Here is an 18,011-nt window from a genome sequence, read left to right as displayed (position 1 = left end):
CGGAACGCGGGTCAGGCCGCGTGGTGGCCGGTGGCGAACGGGGGGATCGAGCCTGTGCCGTCGTGGTGGATCGGGCCGGCGGTGGTCGACAGGGGGACGCCTGAGCCGCCGCGGCGGTGGGCGACGATTTCGGCGGCGACGGCGATCGCGGTCTCCTCCGGGGTGCGGGCGCCGATGTCGAGGCCGATCGGGGAGCGGAGACGGGAGAGTTCGACCTCGGTCATGCCGACGTCGCGCAGCTTCTGGAGCCGCGACTCGTGGGTGCGGCGCGAGCCCATCGCGCCGACGTACGCGACCGGGAGCCGCAGGGCCCGCTCGAGCAGCGGGATGTCGAACTTGGCGTCGTGCGTCAGCACACACAGCACGGTGCGGCCGTCGACCTCGATCGAGTCGAGGTAGCGGTGCGGCCAGTCGACGACGACCTCGTCGGCGTCGGGGAAGCGGCGGCGGGTCGCGAAGACCTCGCGGGCGTCGCACACCACGACCTTGTAGCCGAGGAACTTGCCGACCTTGACGACCGCGCCGGCGAAGTCGACCGCGCCGAAGACGATCATGCGGGGCGGCGGCGTGTAGGCCTCGACGAACACCGTCGCGGTGTCCGGGCCCGCCGCGCAGCGCCGCCCGTCGGGGCCGAACGTGAGCATGCCGCCCCGTCCGGAGTCGAGCATGGCGGCGGTCTCCAGCCGCACCGCCTCCTCGAACACGGGCGTGCCGCCCAGGCCGCCGGCGAACACCGGGCGGGCCGGATCCCCGGGGCCGGTGCCGCGGGTCTGCGTGACCACGAGGGTGTCGCCCATGCGGTGCCCCGGCCCCGCCACCACGCGGGCGACGGCGACCGGTTCGCGGTCGGCGATCGCGCCGAGCGCGTCGCCGACCGGGGGACGGGGCTGCACGAACACGTCGATGACGCCGCCGCAGGTGAGCCCCACGGCGAAGGCGTCCTCGTCGCTGTACCCGAAGCGCTGGAGCACCGGTTCACCGGTCTCCAGCGCCTCGCGGCACAGCTCGTACACGGCGCCTTCCACGCACCCGCCGGAGATGCTGCCGACAGCTTCGCCGTCCGCGCTGACGGCCAGCGCCGCCCCGGGGAGCCGGGGCGCGCTGCCGGAGACGTCGACGACCGTGGCCAGCGCGAAGGACCTGCCTTCGGCCCGCCAAGCGGTGAGCTCGGACACGATGTCGAACATCGTCATCTCCCAACGGTGACTCGGAATCCCCCGTGGATCAAGCACCCGAGCCTCCGCTCGGTCAGCTGACCCCGAGTCCTTCCTTGATCGGATGCAGGGCGAACCACGCCACGAAGGCGACGCTCAGGATCCACATCAGCAGACCCGGGTCCCGCCATTTGCCCTGTGCCGTTTTGATCAGTGTGTAACTGATCACACCCGCCGCGACACCTGCGGTGATCGAGTAGGTGAACGGCATGATCACGATAGTGAGGAAGGCGGGGACCGACGAGGAGATGTCCTCCCAGTCGATGTGCCGCACCTGCGTGATCATCATCGAGCCGATGACCACGAGCGCCGCCGCGGCGACCTGGCTGGGCACCATGCCGGCGATCGGCGTGAAGAACAGCATCAGGCCGAACACCGCGCCGGTGATGACGCTGGACAGGCCGGTACGCGCGCCGTCGCCGACGCCGGTCGCCGACTCGACGAAGACCGTCTGTCCGGACGCGCCGGCGACACCGCCGACGATGCCGCCCGCGCCGTCCACCGCGAGCGCACGGTTGAGGCCCGGCATGCGGCCCTTCTCGTCGACCAGGTTGGCCTCGGAGCCGATGCCGATGATGGTCGCCATCGCGTCGAAGAAGCCGGCGAAGACCAGTGTGAACAGCAGGACAGACGCGCTGATGCCGCCCGCCGAGCTGAACCCGCCGAACACGTCGACGTCGCCGAACAGGCCGAAGTCGGGGGTCTCGACGATCTTGTCCGGCAGCTCGGGGATGCCACCGCCCCACGCCTTGGCGGGGATGTCCACGACCGCGTTGACGACCAGCGCGACCAGCGTGCCGAACAGCAGGCCGATCAGGATCGCGCCGCGCACCTTTCGGGCCATCAGCATGAAGATGGTCAACGCGGTGACCGCGAACACGATGACCGGCCAGCCGGCCAGCTCGCCCTCCGGGCCGAGGGTGACCGGACCGCCGCCGGGCGCCGGGTTCTCGTGCACGAAACCGGCGTCCATGAGGCCGATGAAGCACACGAACAGGCCGATGCCGATGGTGATCGCGTGCTTCACAGCCATCGGGATCGAGTTCATGATCGTCTCGCGGAGCCCGGAGACCACCATGAGCACGATGATCGCGCCGTAGATCACGCACATGCCCATGGCTTGCGGCCAGGTCATCTTCGCGATCACACCGGTGCCGAGCGTGCCGGACACGCTCAGGCCGGCCGCCAGCGCGAGCGGCGCGTTGCCGATCAGGCCCATCGCGACGGTCGTGATGAACGCCGCGAGCGCCGTCATCGTGGTGACCTGCGTGGGGTCCAGGTGGTGGCCCTTGGAGTCCGCGCCGCCCAACATGATGGGGTTGAGCAGCAGGATGTAGGCCATCGCCATGAAGGTCGTCAGGCCGCCGCGTACTTCACGGCCGACGGTGCTGCCGCGCGCACTGATCTTGAAGTACGCGTCCAGGAGTCCGGCCTTGCCGCCCGGCGGGGCGGGCGGGGTCACGCGGTCGGTGTCTCTGGGGCCTTGCTCTGAGTCCGAGTGCACAGATATCTGGCTCATGGACCACTCCCAAGTGTCTGAGGTGTTGTTGGGGTGGTGCGACCGGCTCCGTGCGGGCACACCGAAGCTCGGCGTGCCCGTACGGTGCGGGCCTTGTGCGTTCGGGGGCGCGATTCAGCCGCGTTTATGCATGGACGCGGTACTGCAGATCGGGAAGTGCGCGGCTGGTGGCCGTCAGGTCCCGGTGGGGTGTTCCGGTCGTACCGGATCTCCGACACCGCGCGTGCCGTACGGCTCGGGCGGGTCGGTGAGTTCTCGTGCGTCGCTGCGCATCGGCGGGACGTCGGGGATCGCCGCGACCATTTCGACGCGCAGCCACTGCGTCGCTATATAGGGGTCGGCCATGTCAGTTCACCCGCTCCGCCGACTCGGCTCTGCGGGCCGCGGCCAACCGCACCGCGTCCATGATCTTCTCGTAGCCCGTGCAGCGGCACAGGTTGCCGGAGAGCGCCTCGCGGATCTCCGCGTCGCTCGGCTGCGCCTGGCGCTCGAGCAGGTCGTGGGTCTGGACGAGCAGGCCGGGCGTGCAGAAGCCGCACTGCACAGCCCCCGCCTCCACGAACGCCTGCTGGACCGGGTCGAGCTCGTCGCCGTCGGCGAGGCCCTCGACGGTGCGGACCTCGCGGCCCTGCACCTGGCCGGCCGCCACGAGGCACGAGCACACCGGGTCGCCGTCGAGGTAGACCGTGCAGCTGCCGCACTCGCCCTGTTCGCAGGCGTTCTTCGAGCCGGGCAGGCCGACCCGCTCGCGGAGTACGTACAGGAGGCTCTCGCCCTCCCAGACGCCGTCGGCCTCGGTCAGCCGGCCGTTGCAGGTGAACGTGATCCTCATGCCGCTGCCCTCCCGGCCGTGCGGTACTCGTTCCAGGTCCAGGTCAGCGTGCGCCTGGCCATCACCGACAGCGCGTGGCGCCGGTACGCCGCGGAACCGCGGACGTCGTCGATCGGCGACGCGGCCTGCGCGACCAGCTCGCCGAAGCGCTGCGCGGTCGACGCGGCCAGCTCCCCGCGCGACGCCCACAGGCCGGCGTCGGCCAGCTCGGCGGCGATGAACTCCTCCGCGTCGGTCGCCCGGCGCGGGGTCGGCGCGGCCGAGCCGATGCCGGTGCGGACCGTTCCGGTTTCCGGGTGCAGGCCGATGCCGAACGAGCACACCGCGATCACCATCGCGTTGCGGGTGCCGATCTTCGAGAACTGCTGCGGCGCGGTTGCGGACGGGATGTGGACGGCCAGGATCAGCTCGTCCTCCTCCAGCGCGTTGCGCTTCACGCCCAGGTAGAAGTCGTCGATCGGGATCATCCGGGTGCCGCGCACCGAGGCCACCTCGACCCGGCCCCCGGACGCCAGCAGCGCCGGGTGCGCGTCGCCCGCGGGCGACGCCGCGCCGAGGTTGCCGCCGACGCTGCCGCGGTTGCGGATCTGCGGCGAGCCGACGGTGTGCGCGGCCAGCGAGAGGCCGGGCAGCCGGTCGGTCAGGTGGTCGATGATGCGCGTGTACGGGACGGACGCACCCAAACGGACGACGTCGTCGTCGATCTCCCAGGTGTGCAGCTCAGGGACGCGGTTCAGGTCGATCAGGGCCTCGGGCCGGTGCCGGTCGAAGTTGAGCTCGACCATGACGTCCGTGCCACCCGCGATCGGTACCGCGGACGGGTACTCCGCCTTCGCGGCGAGTGCCTCGTCCCACGTGGAGGGGCGCAGGAACTCCATAACGGGGGGTCTCCTCCTGGGTTGTGCCTGGGTGCTGCGTTGGGGGGAGGGGGCGCCGTGCTGTGCACCTGCTCCGGACGTCGCCGCTGTGCCGCTGGGTCTTTTACCGACGATGTGACTCAGTACACACAGCGGAAACACCTTCGCAGTAGCCACGGAAACCATGAAGCGACGCGCCGGATCGTCCGCCTGTTCCCGTAGGTTTCTACAGATGTTCACCAGGCCCCTCTGCCGATATGACAGTTCGGAACAGGTCACGGCGTGCGGACGTAGGGGATCATGGTTAGGGCAGGAGCGGCGGGAGGCGAGAACGTGCGGTTGCGGGCGCTGCTCGAGGCGGGAGTGCCGGGGATCCGGCTGCTGACCGGCGAGGACGAGCTCGACCGTGGCGTGCGCGGGGTCATGACCACGGACCTCAACGACCCCAGCCGTTACCTGACAGGCGGCGAGCTGGTGCTCACCGGCATGCTGTGGCGGACCCGCCCCGAGGACTCCGAGAGTTTCGTCCGGGTCCTGGTCGGGGCCGGCGCGTCGGGTCTCGCGGCCGGCATCACCGAGGTCGGACCGGTGCCGCCGGACCTGGTCGAGGCGTGCGCGCGGCACCGGCTGCCGCTGTTCATGGTCGACGAGGAGATGTCCTTCGCCCGGCTGACCGAGTTCGTGGTGCGCCGGGTCTCCACCGAGCGGGCCTCGGACCTGACCGCGGTGGTCGACCGGCACCGGCGCCTGGTGCAGGCGGCGACCGGCGGGGCGGGACTGGACGGCGTGCTCGGCCTGGTCGCGTCCGACATCGACATCCGCTGCTGGGTGCTGTCGCTGACCGGCCGGCAGGTCGCGGCCGGCGCCGGGCCGCTGGACGCCGACCTGCGCACCATCCTGGCCCGCGGCCACCTGGCCGCGCGCGCCCGCCGCGCCCGGCCCCCGTTCCGCGAGCGGGTCGGCGGCCGGGTGTTCTCGATGCTGCCGATCGACCGGGACTCCGGCGGCGCGGGCGGCGCCGCGGCCGAGCAGGCGGTGTGGAGCGAGTGGTGCCTGGTCGTCGAGGAGGACGTCGCCGACTGGCCCGACCAGCGGCGCGCGCTGCTCGACGAGCTGGCCCGGCTGATCGCCGTCGAGGCCGACCGGGTCGAGGACGCCCGCCGGCTCGGCCGCCGACTGGCCGAGGACGTCCTGCAGCTGGTGGTCTCCGGGGCGGACCCCGGTGAGATCGCCGCGCGGCTGCGGGTCGCCGAGCCCGACGGCGGCGGCGAGGTGACGTGGCAGCTCGCCGCGGCCGGTGTCGCGGTCCCGGGTCAGGCCGGTCCCGCGGTCGGCCGTATGGCGCGCGCGTTGTTGGAGGAGGCGCTCGCCGACCTGCCGGTTCCCGCGCTGGTCGGCACCGCGGGGGAGGGCGCGGTCGCGCTCATCCCCGGGCCGGCCGACGACGTGGCGGGCCTGCTGAAGGCCCGGCTCGGCGGATTGGAGAGCGCCGCGGGGGAGGGGGTCCGCCTGGGCCTCGGCGTCAGCGCGCCCGTCGCCCGCGCCGACGGGCTGCGCGGCGGTCTGGAGGAGGCCTGGCACGCGGCGCGCATCGCGGACGGCCGGCCCGGCGCGTTCGAGGTGGTGGGCCACGAGGAGCTCGCCTCGCACGTGCTGCTGCTGGCGGCCGCGCCCGAGGGCGTGCGGCGCGGCTTCCGCGACCGGCTGCTCAGCCCGCTGACGGCGTACGACGCGAAGCACCAGGCCGAGCTGGTCACGACGCTGGAGGCGTTCCTGGACTGCGACGGCTCGTGGACGCGCTGTGCGGCGCGGCTGCACGTGCACGTCAACACGTTGCGCTACCGGATCGGGCGCATCGAGGAGCTGACCAACCGCGACCTGTCCCGGCTTGAGGACAAAGTGGACTTCTTCCTGGCCCTGCGGCTGCGCTGAGGCGGGGGCATTCTGGGGTGAGAGCCCGCGAACCGCAAGAGGTCCGAAATAGCCGGATGCATCGCCACCCCGGATGAACTAAAGGTTTGGGTCGGTGTGAACAGGCCGTGGAGGCCCGCGCCGGGGGGCCTTGCCTCAGCGATAATGGGATCAACTTGGCTGTTAGAGTTCGCTGGGCGCGCTCACACGTCGGGCCGCCGCGCGGTACCGGGTGAAGAGGCTCGGGGGGTCCCCCGCCACCGGCGGCATCCTCCGTGCGACTCGAACGCCGTGCGCTTTGTGTGACGTCTCACAGCAGCGGGAAGCTACTGCGGACGGTGACGTCAATCCATACGACGACCTCACGGCATGCGGATAGGGAGTGCGCTGGATGGCGACGCTGGTTCAGTCTCGGGTGGACGCGTCGGGAGCGCCCAACAATCCATCCGGCGGCGCGCGACCCAAACCGGTACGTGTACTCCTGCTGCTCGCCGCCGCGTGGGTGCTGCCGATCCTCACCCACCTGGTCAAGCTCGACATCCTTCTGCTCGCGCTGTTCTGGGCCGGTGTCGCGTCGCTGCTCCGCACCGGAGGCACCCTCCTCGACCGCATGATGGTCGCGCTGGGTATCTCGATGGCCGGCATCCTCACCGGCGGGCTGCTGTTCTCGCTGTGGCCGTGGGGCCTGCACCCGATCCCGGTGGCCGGCACCCTCTTCACGGCGCTGATCGCGATCGGCTACATCTCCAACCGCCGCCCCAAGCTGCCGCGCAAGGTGGTCGGCAGCGACCTCGTCGTGCTGGGCTCGGGCTTCCTCGGCTGGTTCATGCTGGCCTACCCGGTGCTGGGCGCGTCGACCGCGCGCAGGCTGCAGTTCTTCCTGACGAACCACACGGGTGACCGGCAGCGGCACTTCACGATGTTCGACGCCATCCACCAGGTGGGCGGCTACACGTACTTCGACGTGTCGCACGCCGAGAAGTTCCTGGCGCCCGACTTCGCCGACCAGTACCCGAACGGCGCGAGCTTCTTCTACGGCTTCTTCGACATCTTCCTGCGCTCGAACACCAACGGCGGCGGAGGCGTCGCCGAGTACCAGCGCTACGCCTGGCTGACCTTCCTCGGCTACGGCCTGCTGGTGCTGTTCGTCGTCTGGGGCGCCCGCTGGATCGCCGGCCCCGTGCTGCGCGGCTGGAAGCGCACGCTGATCCTGACCGCGGTCGGCGTGTACCTGTCGACCGGCATGATGATGCACCTGGCCTTCGACGGCTTCGACTCCGAGGTGCTCGGCCTCGCCGGCCTCGCGTACGGCATCGCGGTGCTCGCCCGGTTCCCGAACCGGCCGCTGGAGCAGACGCTGGCCGTCATGTCCGCGATGATCATCGTCGCGTTCACCTACCAGCTCTTCGTGCCGACGCTCGCCGCCGGCGCCCTCGTCTCGCTGTGGGTCTACCGCAAGCGGCTGCTGCCCAAGTGGCGCGGCATGGCGACGATCGTGGTGCTGGCCGCGCCGATCGCGTTGTTCCCCGTGGTCATCCCGCACCTCCTGAACAGCGCGCTCGCCGAGGGCAACCAGTTCGCACTGGACGGCTTCTTCCGCCGCTACCCGCGCACCGTGCTCATCGGCGTCGTGATCGCCATCCTGGTCGCTTACGCGCTGCGCCGCGCCACCCGCCGCTCGACGGCGATGGTCGCGATGGGCGGGCAGCTCGTCGCGGCGACCGTGGTCCTGTTCGGCCTGGCGATGTACCAGTGGCGCGTCATCGGCCACACCGGGTACTACTTCGAGAAGGCGCTGCACGGCTGGGTGATCGTCGTGCTCATGGGCACGGGCGTCGTCGGACTCATGTTCCGCGGTGACCGCACCGGGGCCGCGAAGGTCCGCAGCCAGGGCTGGTCGGGACGCCTGCGCACGGTCGGCGTGAACGGCCTGGCCGCGGGCCTCGCGCTGGTGATGGCCGGCGGCCTGGCCTGGGGCACCCCGACCTACGCGACCGGCCGCCCCGGCCCGGACACCACGTGGGCCCGCATGTACGCGTGGGGCAAGTTCCAGACCACGATCGCCGAGTGGGTTCCGCCGCTGTACAACACCGGCACGATGAACGACCACAAGCGCACGCTGGCCGCGGTGTCCGACTCCGGTTGGTCCAACGGCCTCATGAGCATCCAGTACTCGATCCAGAACCACGACCTCGGCTGGCTCTACACGACCGCCATGGACATGGTGAAGTCGCAGCCGCAGAAGTTCGCGGGCAAGGAGCTGGAGTGGGGTGAGATGGACGCGGTCACGTGGGACTGGACCGGCAACCTCGTCTACCTCATCAAGCAGAACAAGGAGCCGCTCCGGATCGTCGTCTTCACTCCGAGCATCTACCGGGAGCTGCGCGCCGCGGTCCAGAGCACGCCGGGCTCCAAGACCGAGCTCGCGTACTACCCGAACGTGAAGGGCCTGCCGGAGAGCGCCATGGAGAAGCAGAACCCGAAGGACAACCCGGCGAACGGCAGCGGCAAGCCGGACAGCCGCGACCCGGGCCAGCCGGACAGCAAGGACCAGGGCGACACCCCGGACTCGCGCCTCGACACGCCGACGCCGACCCCGACGGGCGGCGCCCAGCGCGGCACCGTCGGGCGCTGACCCGGGCGGGCGCGCGTACGCGGAAACGGCGAACGGGCCGGGCGGATTCCTCCGCCCGGCCCGTTCCGCGTTCCGGTAGCGCTGTGCCTGATCGAACCTGCGCCTGGTCGACGCTACGCCTGGTTGAAGAACCCGTCGTGGTTGTTGCTGCCCGGGTCGCCGGTCAGCAGCGCGACCTCGCCCGGCAGCAGCAGGAACACCCGCTTCGCGAGCCGCTCGATGGTGCCGCGGCGGCCGAAGGTGAGGCCCGACGCGAAGTCGACGACGCGCTTGGCGTCCGACTCGTCCATCGCGGTCAGGTCGATGATGACCGGGATGTCCTGCCGGAAGTACTCGCCTATGGCGCGCGCCTCGTGGTAGCTCTTCGGATGCACGACGGCGATCCGCGAGGTGGGCTTCACCATCTCGGCGACCGCGGCCGCGCGGGCCGCGAAGATCTCCGAGGCCGGCACCACGCTGCCCTCGAGCGGGCGTGAGCGGTCCTCGGGTTCGTCGTCGTAGACCCAGCCCGCGTCGACGTCGTCGTCCTCGTCGTAGGACCCGGTGTCGTACGCGCCCCTGCTCCCGGTGCGGTACATGTCGTCGTCCTCGTCCCCCGATCCGAGCCCGAGCCAGGAGCCGGCCTTGCGCAATGCGCCCATGGGCATCTCCCTCTCCGCTCGGCCCGGCCCCGTCCGGGCTATCTCTTTGTCCTCCACTCGACCGCACTGTATGCCAGCACCCGGTCCGTTGGGCCGAGCGACGCGCACACCGGGAGGACATTTGTCGACCGTGACAAGCCTGGGACATTCGGGGGCACGCGCGCTACCGGGTTAAGGGGATTCGGTCACCGGGCCGCGACGGGCGCGGGCAGGCACACCGGCCGTGCGCGGCGAGGGCGGTCGCGCGTATGGGATAGCCCGCGCCGGTGTCACGTGTCGCCTTGCCTACCCTGCCCTCACGGCCGTGGGGGGACACGGCTGGGAGGAGGTTCGGCGGTGGTGCGGTGGACGGGCGTCGTGGGGGCGTCGGACGGGTTACCCGGTGCGGGTGTGGGTGTCCTCGGCCCGCTGGAAGTGCGCGGTGGCGACGGCGCGTGGGCGCCGGTGAGCGGTGTGCGGCCCCGGTCGCTGCTGGCCCGGCTGACCGCCGCGGCCGGCCGCGTGGTCCTGACGGAGCGGCTGCTGTCCGAGGTGTGGCCGGGCGAGACCCCGGCGACGCGGGCCAAGGCGGTCGCGCAAGTGGTGCACCGGCTGCGGCGGCTGCTCGGCGACCGGGACGGCGTGTTGATCGCGACCCGGCCGCAGGGGTACGAACTGCGGCTCCCGGGTGTCGAGGTGGACGCCGTGATCGCCGGGCTGCTGGTCGAGCAGGGCCGTGCCCGGCTCGCGTGCGGCGACCCGGAGGCGGCGTCGGCGCTGCTCGGGGAGGCGCTCGCGCTGTGGCGCGGTGAGCCGTACGACGGCGTCGAGTTCGGCGACCCGGCCGGGCTGGTGGCCTGCCACAGCGCGCAGTTGGCGCGGCTGCGGGTCAGCGCCCTGGAGGCGCGGATCGACGCGGACCTCGTCCTGGAGCGGCACCGCGGCGTCGTCGACGAACTGGCGGGGCTCGTCGAACGCGACCCGCTGCACGAACCGTGGTGGCCGCGCCTGATGCTGGCGCTGCACGGCTGCGGGCGGCGCGCGGACGCGCTCTACACGTACCAGCGGCTGCGGGCCCTGCTGGTGGACGGCCTCGGCATCGAGCCGGGCCCCGAGGCGCGGCGCGTGCACGCGCTGGGCCTCGGGGGGGTTCGTGCCGGGGGGCCGGCCGGCCGGGGGTGCGGGGCGGCGGGCCCCGCGTCGGGGGGTGGGTCGGTCAGGCGCAGACGACCTTCGACGGCGACCAGATGACCTGGTTGCTGTACCAGTAGTAGTTGAGCAGGCCGAAGACGTTGATGCAGCCGGAGGTCACGTACTGCTCGGGGCCCCAGCAGTACCGCGTGCTCTGGCCGGGCAGGCTGCTGGCCGCACAGGCGTTGGCGCTGCTGTCCTGGCCGTGGGTGCCGTCGTAGACCGAGACGTGGGTGACGTTGGGCAGGTACCGGGCGTCGTTGCTCGTGTTGTAGACCATCGCGTAGGCGCGGACCTTGCCGCCGCCCCACGTGAGGCAGTCGAAGACGCCCGAGTCGGTGGTCAGCGCCCGGGGGTCGGAGCACACGATGTTGCCGAGGTTGGGGTTGGAGGTCTTCCACGCGACGGTCGCGGCCGAGGCCGGCGACTGCGCCGTGGCGATCAGGGCCACGGCGGCGACGAGCATTCCGAGGGCCTTGCCGATCCTGGAGCGGAGCATGGGGGTGCCTTCCGTGCGGCGGGTCCGGCGGTCGAGGGGAGTCGGCCGCGCGGCGAGCTGACGGTGAATCAGATCTGGACGATCGTGCCTCCGCGCGGTTCCAGACCGGTTCCAGCGCGGTTCCACGGCGGTCCGCCGATGCGTCCGCTCGGGTCCCGTTCCGCATGCGGCGCCGGGCTTACCCGCTTAGCGTGGACTGCATGCCGGGTGTTGAAGAGACAGTGCACATGGGCGAGCTGGGGCCCGTCGACGCGATCGTGCTCGGGTTCCCGGGGCACCGCCTCACGCCTGCGGTCCTCGAGGCCGTCGACGAGGTCGAGGCGCGCGGCGACGTCCGCGTCATCGACATGCTGATCGTGGTCAAGGACGCGCACGGCGAGATCACCCACCACGAGATCAGCGAGTACGACGACCTGCGCGACATGGCCGCCGAGGTCGCGGCGCGCCGCATGCTGGGCCTGGCCGGGGAGAACGACGTCGAGCAGATCGGTCTGATCATGCCCGCCGACTCACTGGTGGTCGTGATCTTCGTCGAGAACGTGTGGGCCCGCGAGGTCGCGGTGCGCATCCGCGAGGCGGGCGGCCGGCTGCTGTCGTACACACGGCTGCCGCAGGCCACGCTCGACGACATGGAGGAGCAGATCGAGACCTCCGCGGCGTACGGCGAACGGGGCGACGCGGGGGAACCCACCTGACGCGACCGGCGCGATCGCGGTCTGACGGCGGACAGCAACGCGAAGGCCCGGCCGAGCGACGCGCTCGGCCGGGCCCTTCGTCTGCGGTTCGGACCCTGCGGCTCACGCCCTGCGGTTCACGCCCTGTGGGTCGCGACCAGCGTGGCGAACACGACCACGCCGGACGGGTAGCCGCCCGCGTCCTTGTCGTCCACGCCGGCGCTGGTGACCAGGCGCAGCTCGGCGTCGGGTGTGTCGGCGTACACGCGCGCGCTCGGGAAGTCGTTCTTCTCGAAGATCTCGACCGACTCGACCCGGAACGTCGCCACGATGCCGTCCGCGCGGGTGACCTCCGCGATGTCGCCGGGACGCAGGTCGCCGAGCCGGTGGAACGCCGCGGGTCCGGTCTTGGTGTCGACGGGCGCGACCACGATCGCGCTGCCGGGCGAGCCGGGCGTGACACCGCCCTTGTACCAGCCCGCCAGGTTGCGGTTGGTCGGGTCGGGGGCGGTGAGCTCGCCGGACGGTTTCAGGGACAGGCCGACCAGGGGCGCGTTGGTACCGATCTTCGGGATGGTGACGCGCACCGGCGGGGACGGCGGCAGCGTCGCGGCGACGGCGCGCTGCGCGGCGTCCGCCGGGGTCGACCCGGGCGTCGCCGGGGCGACCGAGACCATCGGGCGGGCGGCCTCCGCGGGCGGCCGCTGCGCGCCGTCCAGGCCGGCGCGCGCGCCGTAGACGAGGCCCACGCTGATGAGGACCGCGACCAGCGCGGCGATCAGCAGCGTGCGGGTGCCGGGGCCCGAAGCCGGCGGCGGGGGCGGAGGCTCGTCCGCGCCGGCCGGCGGCCCGGCAGCGGTCGCCGCGCCGGGCGGACCGGGCGGGTCCGTGGGGCCGGACGGGTGACCCTCGGGCGCGCCGGACGACCGCGGAGCGTCGGCGGCGGGCGCGGCCGGCGCGGTGGAGACGGCGGGCTCGGACGGTTCCGCCGGTTCCGCCGGTTCGGCCGGTTCGGCCGGTTCGGCCGGCCGGGCCCGGTCGGGCGCGTCGGACGGTTCGGGCTGCGGCGCGGCACTGGTCACGACGGCTCCGGGGGCTCGCGGAAGGGTCCGGCTGCGGGTGCCCGAAGAGCCCGCCGCGTACACCGGCCTCGCGGCGGGCGCACACGGCGGTGACCGCATGAGACCCGCGGCGCCTCACTCATCATCAGCGGGCGTTCGTGACATCGCACTTCGAAGCGCATCAATGGCTGAAAACGCGACAAAGGGCCTGATGTGTCGTGGCTCACGCCCCACCCGCCGGGCCAACACCCGTTCGGCTCAACGGAAGTGCGACCGACGCAGCCCCCGCCCGCCGCGCAGCCCCACCACAGTGCGGCCCAGGGGGGTGCGGGTGGCGAAGCCCCCGCCACGCGGCGAAGCCGCGCACAAAAACAACGAAGCGACCTGGGTCCACGCTTTCCGTGGACACAGGTCGCCTAGTCGCGAAGTGCGCCGCCAGGGACTCGAACCCCGGACCCGCTGATTAAGAGTCAGCTGCTCTAACCAACTGAGCTAGCGGCGCTTGCTGCGAGAAAAATAGTACCTGATCCGTGGGGGTGCTTCACACCGGATAAACCTCGGTTTCGAAACCGGCCTCGGGCGGTCCCGGCGGGCGGCCGTCCGGCGATTGACATGCTTGCCCGTCCCGCGTAGATCTGACGGGTAATCAGATCTACGAGCGGGTGAGGAGTGGGCGCATGACCGGCTTCGCGGAGGACTTCACCGGCAGGCCCGGGGCGGCGGTCGTGGTCGGCGCCAGCGGCGGGCTCGGCGCGGCGATCGCACGGCTCCTCGCGGAGCGCGGCAGCGACCTGGCCCTGACGTACCGCAGCCGCGCGGGCGCGGCGGACGAGCTGGCCGCCGAGGCCGCGGCACTCGGGCGCCGGGCCAAGACGTGGCAGGTCGACCTGACCGACGCGGCCGGCGTCGCCGCGTTCGTCGACGCCGCGGCGGAGGAGTTCGGCGGCGTCCACACCGTCGTCTACGCCTCCGGGCCGCACATCCCGATGGTGCACCTGAGCCGGGTCAGCCCCGAGCAGTTCAAGTACCAGATGGACAACGACGCCGTGGCGTTCTTCAACCTCGTCCACCCGGCGCTGCCGCACCTGCGCGCCGCCAAGGGCGGCATCGTCGCCGTCACCACCGCCGCCACCCGCCGGTTCCCCGTCCGCGACGGGCTGTCGTCCGCGCCGAAGGGCGCCGTCGAGCAGGTCGCGTGGGGGCTGGCCGCCGAGGAGGGGCGCTTCGGCGTCCGGGTGAACTGCGTCGGCCCCGGCATGCTGACCGACGGCATGGCCGCCGAACTCATCGGCAACGGCGACCTTGACGAGCGTGCCCTCGACGTCGCGCGCGGCAACATCCCGCTGCGCCGGTTCGGCGTCGCGCGGGACATCGCCGAGGCGGTGTGCTTTCTGGCCTCCGACCGGGCGAACTTCATCACCGGCCAGAAGCTGGACGTGGACGGCGGCTACGGCGTCTGAGCCCGCCGCCGTGCGAGCGCCCGCCGCCGTGGCCCGAGCCGCGGGTGGTGGGCGCTCGGCGTTTCGCGCGGCGTCCCTCCAGAGGCTCAGCGCAGCATCAGGAGCGACTCCGCGCCGACGGGGCGGTACCCGGCGGCCTGGAACACGCGGATGCTGCGCGCGTTGCCGGTCGCCTGCTGCGCCCATATGGGGCCGCCGTCCGGGACGAGGTGCCGGGCGGCGAGCGCCAGCTCGCGGCCGAGGCCCCGGTGGCGGACGTCCTCGTCCACCTCGATCGCGGCCTCCCACCGGCCGGCCACGCCGCGGCCGAGGACGAGCACCCCGCCGTCCGCCTCCCACACCCTGACCTCGTCCCGCCGGCGCTGCGCGGTCACCACCCGCGGGTGCCCGCGGTCCTCGACCTCCCGGAGCCGGACGGGCGGTTCGCCGGGCAGCGGGTCGGCGACGGTGAGCAGGTCGATCGTGTCCGTGCGGCGGCCGGTGCGGTCGAGCAGCGCGGTGAGGAACCGGGCGTTCATCGTGGCGGCCAACGCGTCGCAGTCGAGTGCGGCGAGCGCGGCGTGCACCCAGGCGGGGTCCTCGTCGGTGAACACCACCGAGTGCGCGGTGAACGCGATGACGCCCGCGTCCCGCGCGCAGGGCTGCGGCACCACCGTCACCGCCCCGTCGGGCGGCGGGAATTCGCCGCGCGCCGCACCGTCGAGGATGTCCGCCAGGGTTGTGCCCATGACCGTGGCCCTTTCGTCGGGGAGATCGTCCCGCGGCCAACCCTAGGCAACGGCCGGGCGCACCCTGGCCGGAGGTCAGGGTCGCCCCCTATCGACCCCAGGGTCGGACCGGCTCCGAGGAGGAGGACCCGGCGTACCCGCAGGCGGAACACTCGAGGTGTCCCGCCCCGCGAACGGAAAGGCCTCCCAGACATGTTGAGCGACCAGACCGTGCGCCGTCTGCGCTGGGTGATCGTCGCGCTCGCCGCGGTCCTCGTCGTCTGGATCTTCCAGATGGGTGCCGCGCCGAGCGGTCACGCCGAGGTGCGGAACTGGTCGACGTCGTGGATCGGGCTCGACATCGCCGAGGTCTTCGGCCTGTTGGGGACGGCCTTCCTGCTGCGCTCGCGTTCGGTCCACCTCGCACCCGTGGCGGCGGCGACCGCCGTGCTGTTCGGCGTCGACGCCTGGTTCGACGTCATGACGGCACTGGCCGGCACGGACTGGTACACCGCGCTGGCGTGCGCCGTCCTCGCGGAGATACCGCTGGCCGCGCTGTTCGCGGCGATCGCGGTCATCGGGTCGACGAGGGCGCGGAGTTCGTGCGCGTGCTGCGCGACGTGCGGCGCGTCTCGCGGGCCGGAGCCCGTGCGCTGACGGCGTCCGCGGCGAAGACCGCCAGCGCGGCCCAGACGAGCGCGAAGCCGGTCCAACTCAGCGCGGACATCGGCTCGTGCCGAACGCCGACGCCGATGGCGAACTGCAGGGCCGGGTTGATGTACATGAGCAACCCGAAGACGGACAGCGGAAGTCGGCTTAGCGCCGCGGAGCGCAGCGCGCTGGGGACGGCGGTGATCAGCCCGGCCGCGGGCAACAGGAGCAGCAGGGCCGGGTGGTAGTCGACCGCTTGGCCTCCGGCCGCGGACCACACGATGACCGCGGCGCCGATCGGCAGCACGGCGGTCAGCTCGATCGCGGTGCCCGCCGCGGCCGGCAGCGGACGGCGTTTGCGGACGAGGCCGTAGACGGACACCGTGGACGCGATGGTGCAGGCCGACCACGGGACGCGGCCGTAGCCGATCACGAGGACGACCAGCGCGACGGCTGCGACCGCGCAGGCGAACCACTGTGCGCGGCGCAGCCGTTCGCGCAGCACGGTGACCCCGAGGAGCGCGCCGGCCAAGGGTGAGATCAGAAGCGCGAGGCTCGCCTCGACGACACGGCCGGACACGACCGCGTACACGTAAGCGGCCCACGACGTGCCGAGCAGCAACCCGGTGCAGGCGAGCGACACCAGGTCGCGCGGGCGGTGCAGGAGCGCGGCCAACTCCCGTCGTGCGACGGGGCGGACGGCGACGAACGCCAGCGCGGCGAGGCACGACCAGACGATGCGGTACGCGATGGTCAGCGTCGTGCCGAGGCCGGACAACAGCGGCCAGAAGAGCGGCTGGACGCCCCAGACGACCTGGCTTCCCAGTGCGTAGCCGAGACCCGTGCCTCGACGTTCGCCCGCGTGCGCCACGGGGTCAGGCTCTCATGGCATGGGACGCGGTGGTCGGGGGCCTCGGGCGTGTCTGGGCGGTCTTCACACCGCTCACGGCACCTGGCACCGCACGCCGGGCCTTGTCCCGGGCCTGGCGGCCCTCCCAAGCCCTCCTGCGGCCTAGCGGCCCTCCCAAGCGCCGCGTTGCAGGCCCTCGCGAGTACGACCGAGTACGAGCTTCGGGCCTGCGCCTTGCGATGCACGGCACCAGACACCGCGAACGGCGCAAAGACCCGCCAGACACGCCCTAGGTGTATTGACCCGCAGCGTTGTTTAGCCGGGTGATCGGCGGGTGGCCGTCGAGTGCGGTGTGGCAGCGGTGGTGGTTGTAGGTGTGGAGGAACGCGCCGAGTGCCTCGGCGCGTTCCTGGTTGCTGGTGTAGGGCCGGATGTAGGCCCATTCGTCGAGCAGGGTGCGGTTGAAGCGTTCGACTTTGCCGTTGGTCTGCGGTCGGTAGGGCCGGGTGAGTTTGCCGGTGGCGCCGAGGTCGGCCAGTGCGGCTTTCCAGGCCAAGCCCTTGCGGTAGGACCAGGCGTTGTCGGTCAGCACCCGCCGGACCCGTGGGATGCCGTGGGCGTGGAAGAACGCGGCGGCGCGGGTGAGGAAGCCCGCGCAGGTGGCGATCTTCTCGTCCGGGTGGATCTCGCTGTAGGCCAGGCGGGTGTGGTCGTCGACGGCGGAGTGCACGTAGTCGAAGCCGACGCCGGTCTTCGTCGGGCGGGACTCCTGGCGGCCGAGGGCCTTGTGGCCGCCGCCGTCGGGGATCCGGCCGAGCTTTTTGACGTCGATGTGGACCAGGTCGCCTGGGGCGGCGTGTTCGTAGCGGCGGATCACCCGGCCGGTGGGGCGGTCCATCCACGCAAGGCGGTTCAGAGCGTGGCGGACGAGTATGCGGTGCACGGTTGAGGCCGGCAGCCCCAGGATCGGGCCGATGCGGGCCGGGCCGAGCTTGCGCTCGGCCCGCAGCCGACACACCCGCGCCTCCAGCTCGGCGTCGGTGCGGTGCGGGGTGCCGTGCGGTCGTGACGAGCGGTCGTGCAGGCCCGACTCGCCCTCGGTGCGCCAGCGGCGCACCCACTTGTGCGCGGTCGCCCGTGAGACGCCCATCTCCGCGGCGACATGCGCGACCGGACGACCCGACGCGACGCGTTCGACCAGGATCCGACGTCCGTGCACGGTCAGCCGGGCGTTACGGTGGGACACGAAGACCTCCGTTGTGCGGTGAAGCCTAGACACCTCCACCACACCGGAGGTCTTCGTCATGATCAAGACCCATCACCGTCAACA

General features: G+C 72.2%; 17 protein-coding genes and 1 tRNA gene. 6 read left to right on the top strand and 12 right to left on the bottom strand.

The features are described from left to right. Window positions 1-11: 11 nt before the first annotated feature. From QI554_RS35680 to QI554_RS35660, 5 genes are all read right to left on the bottom strand, one after another. Complete coding sequence (locus QI554_RS35680) at window positions 12-1,187, bottom strand: XdhC family protein (protein WP_281476399.1); 1,176 nt, start codon at window positions 1,185-1,187, stop codon at window positions 12-14. Between the two features lie 61 nt (window positions 1,188-1,248). Continuing rightward, window positions 1,249-2,733, bottom strand: a complete 1,485-nt coding sequence (locus QI554_RS35675; RefSeq protein WP_281476302.1) for an NCS2 family permease — start codon at window positions 2,731-2,733, stop codon at window positions 1,249-1,251. A 174-nt stretch (window positions 2,734-2,907) separates the two neighbouring features. Then, on the bottom strand, window positions 2,908-3,078 hold the full coding sequence (locus QI554_RS35670; RefSeq protein ID WP_281476300.1) for a hypothetical protein: 171 nt from the start codon (window positions 3,076-3,078) through the stop codon (window positions 2,908-2,910). A gap of 1 nt (window position 3,079) precedes the next feature. Continuing rightward, a complete protein-coding gene (locus tag QI554_RS35665; protein WP_281476298.1) occupies window positions 3,080-3,565 on the bottom strand; it encodes a (2Fe-2S)-binding protein in 486 nt (161 codons plus the stop codon). Then, complete coding sequence (locus QI554_RS35660) at window positions 3,562-4,443, bottom strand: FAD binding domain-containing protein (protein ID WP_281476296.1); 882 nt, start codon at window positions 4,441-4,443, stop codon at window positions 3,562-3,564. Before QI554_RS35660 ends, QI554_RS35665 begins: the two co-directional genes overlap by 4 nt. Window positions 4,444-4,755: 312 nt before the next feature. On the opposite strand from QI554_RS35660, the gene QI554_RS35655 reads away from it, so the two are divergent. Together QI554_RS35655 and QI554_RS35650 are read left to right on the top strand one after the other, a co-directional pair. Next, the gene (locus QI554_RS35655; protein ID WP_281476397.1) at window positions 4,756-6,354 is read left to right on the top strand and encodes a PucR family transcriptional regulator; all 1,599 of its coding nucleotides are present in this window, start codon (window positions 4,756-4,758) and stop codon (window positions 6,352-6,354) included. Between the two features lie 370 nt (window positions 6,355-6,724). After that, window positions 6,725-8,968, top strand: a complete 2,244-nt coding sequence (locus tag QI554_RS35650) for a hypothetical protein (RefSeq protein ID WP_281476294.1) — start codon at window positions 6,725-6,727, stop codon at window positions 8,966-8,968. Window positions 8,969-9,081: 113 nt separating this feature from the next. On the opposite strand, the gene QI554_RS35645 is transcribed toward QI554_RS35650, so the two are convergent. Beyond that, window positions 9,082-9,609: a cell division protein SepF gene (locus QI554_RS35645; RefSeq protein ID WP_281476292.1), complete on the bottom strand. Its 528-nt coding sequence runs from the start codon at window positions 9,607-9,609 to the stop codon at window positions 9,082-9,084. A gap of 336 nt (window positions 9,610-9,945) precedes the next feature. Between QI554_RS35645 and QI554_RS35640 the strand changes: the two genes are divergently transcribed. Beyond that, entirely contained in the window at window positions 9,946-10,839 is an 894-nt protein-coding gene (locus tag QI554_RS35640) for an AfsR/SARP family transcriptional regulator (RefSeq protein WP_281476291.1), read from the top strand. On the opposite strand, the gene QI554_RS35635 is transcribed toward QI554_RS35640, so the two are convergent. Next, a complete protein-coding gene (locus QI554_RS35635) occupies window positions 10,805-11,278 on the bottom strand; it encodes a hypothetical protein (RefSeq protein WP_281476289.1) in 474 nt (157 codons plus the stop codon). The genes QI554_RS35640 and QI554_RS35635 overlap by 35 nt on opposite strands. A 200-nt stretch (window positions 11,279-11,478) precedes the next feature. Here QI554_RS35635 and QI554_RS35630 point away from each other — a divergent pair, with 200 nt between their 5' ends. Next, window positions 11,479-11,973 (top strand): DUF6325 family protein, encoded by a 495-nt coding sequence (locus QI554_RS35630; protein WP_281476287.1) that lies wholly within the window; start codon window positions 11,479-11,481, stop codon window positions 11,971-11,973. A gap of 116 nt (window positions 11,974-12,089) precedes the next feature. Here QI554_RS35630 and QI554_RS35625 read toward each other — a convergent pair whose 3' ends face one another. Both QI554_RS35625 and QI554_RS35620 read right to left on the bottom strand, forming a co-directional pair. Beyond that, a complete protein-coding gene (locus QI554_RS35625) occupies window positions 12,090-13,034 on the bottom strand; it encodes a class F sortase (RefSeq protein WP_281476285.1) in 945 nt (314 codons plus the stop codon). A gap of 407 nt (window positions 13,035-13,441) precedes the next feature. Then, window positions 13,442-13,515 (bottom strand) — tRNA-Lys (locus QI554_RS35620). A 175-nt stretch (window positions 13,516-13,690) separates the two neighbouring features. Here QI554_RS35620 and QI554_RS35615 point away from each other — a divergent pair. After that, window positions 13,691-14,473 (top strand): SDR family NAD(P)-dependent oxidoreductase, encoded by a 783-nt coding sequence (locus QI554_RS35615; protein WP_281476283.1) that lies wholly within the window; start codon window positions 13,691-13,693, stop codon window positions 14,471-14,473. A gap of 86 nt (window positions 14,474-14,559) precedes the next feature. On the opposite strand, the gene QI554_RS35610 is transcribed toward QI554_RS35615, so the two are convergent. After that, window positions 14,560-15,201, bottom strand: a complete 642-nt coding sequence (locus tag QI554_RS35610; protein WP_281476281.1) for a GNAT family N-acetyltransferase — start codon at window positions 15,199-15,201, stop codon at window positions 14,560-14,562. Between the two features lie 192 nt (window positions 15,202-15,393). Between QI554_RS35610 and QI554_RS35605 the strand changes: the two genes are divergently transcribed. Continuing rightward, on the top strand, window positions 15,394-15,837 hold the full coding sequence (locus QI554_RS35605; protein WP_281476280.1) for a hypothetical protein: 444 nt from the start codon (window positions 15,394-15,396) through the stop codon (window positions 15,835-15,837). Here QI554_RS35605 and rarD read toward each other — a convergent pair. Both rarD and QI554_RS35595 read right to left on the bottom strand, forming a co-directional pair. Continuing rightward, window positions 15,755-16,702 (bottom strand): EamA family transporter RarD, encoded by a 948-nt coding sequence (gene rarD, locus QI554_RS35600; protein WP_281476278.1) that lies wholly within the window; start codon window positions 16,700-16,702, stop codon window positions 15,755-15,757. The two genes, QI554_RS35605 and rarD, sit on opposite strands and share 83 nt — an antisense overlap. 268 nt (window positions 16,703-16,970) lie before the next feature. Beyond that, complete coding sequence (locus QI554_RS35595; RefSeq protein WP_281476275.1) at window positions 16,971-17,927, bottom strand: IS481 family transposase; 957 nt, start codon at window positions 17,925-17,927, stop codon at window positions 16,971-16,973. Between the last annotated feature and the right edge of the window lie 84 nt (window positions 17,928-18,011).

The sequence above is a fragment of the Yinghuangia seranimata genome (assembly GCF_029953285.1).
Classification (GTDB): Bacteria; Actinomycetota; Actinomycetes; order Streptomycetales; family Streptomycetaceae; genus Yinghuangia; species Yinghuangia seranimata.
Note: the sequence above shows the minus strand (reverse complement) of the source record. Positions and strands in the feature narration are given on the sequence as shown.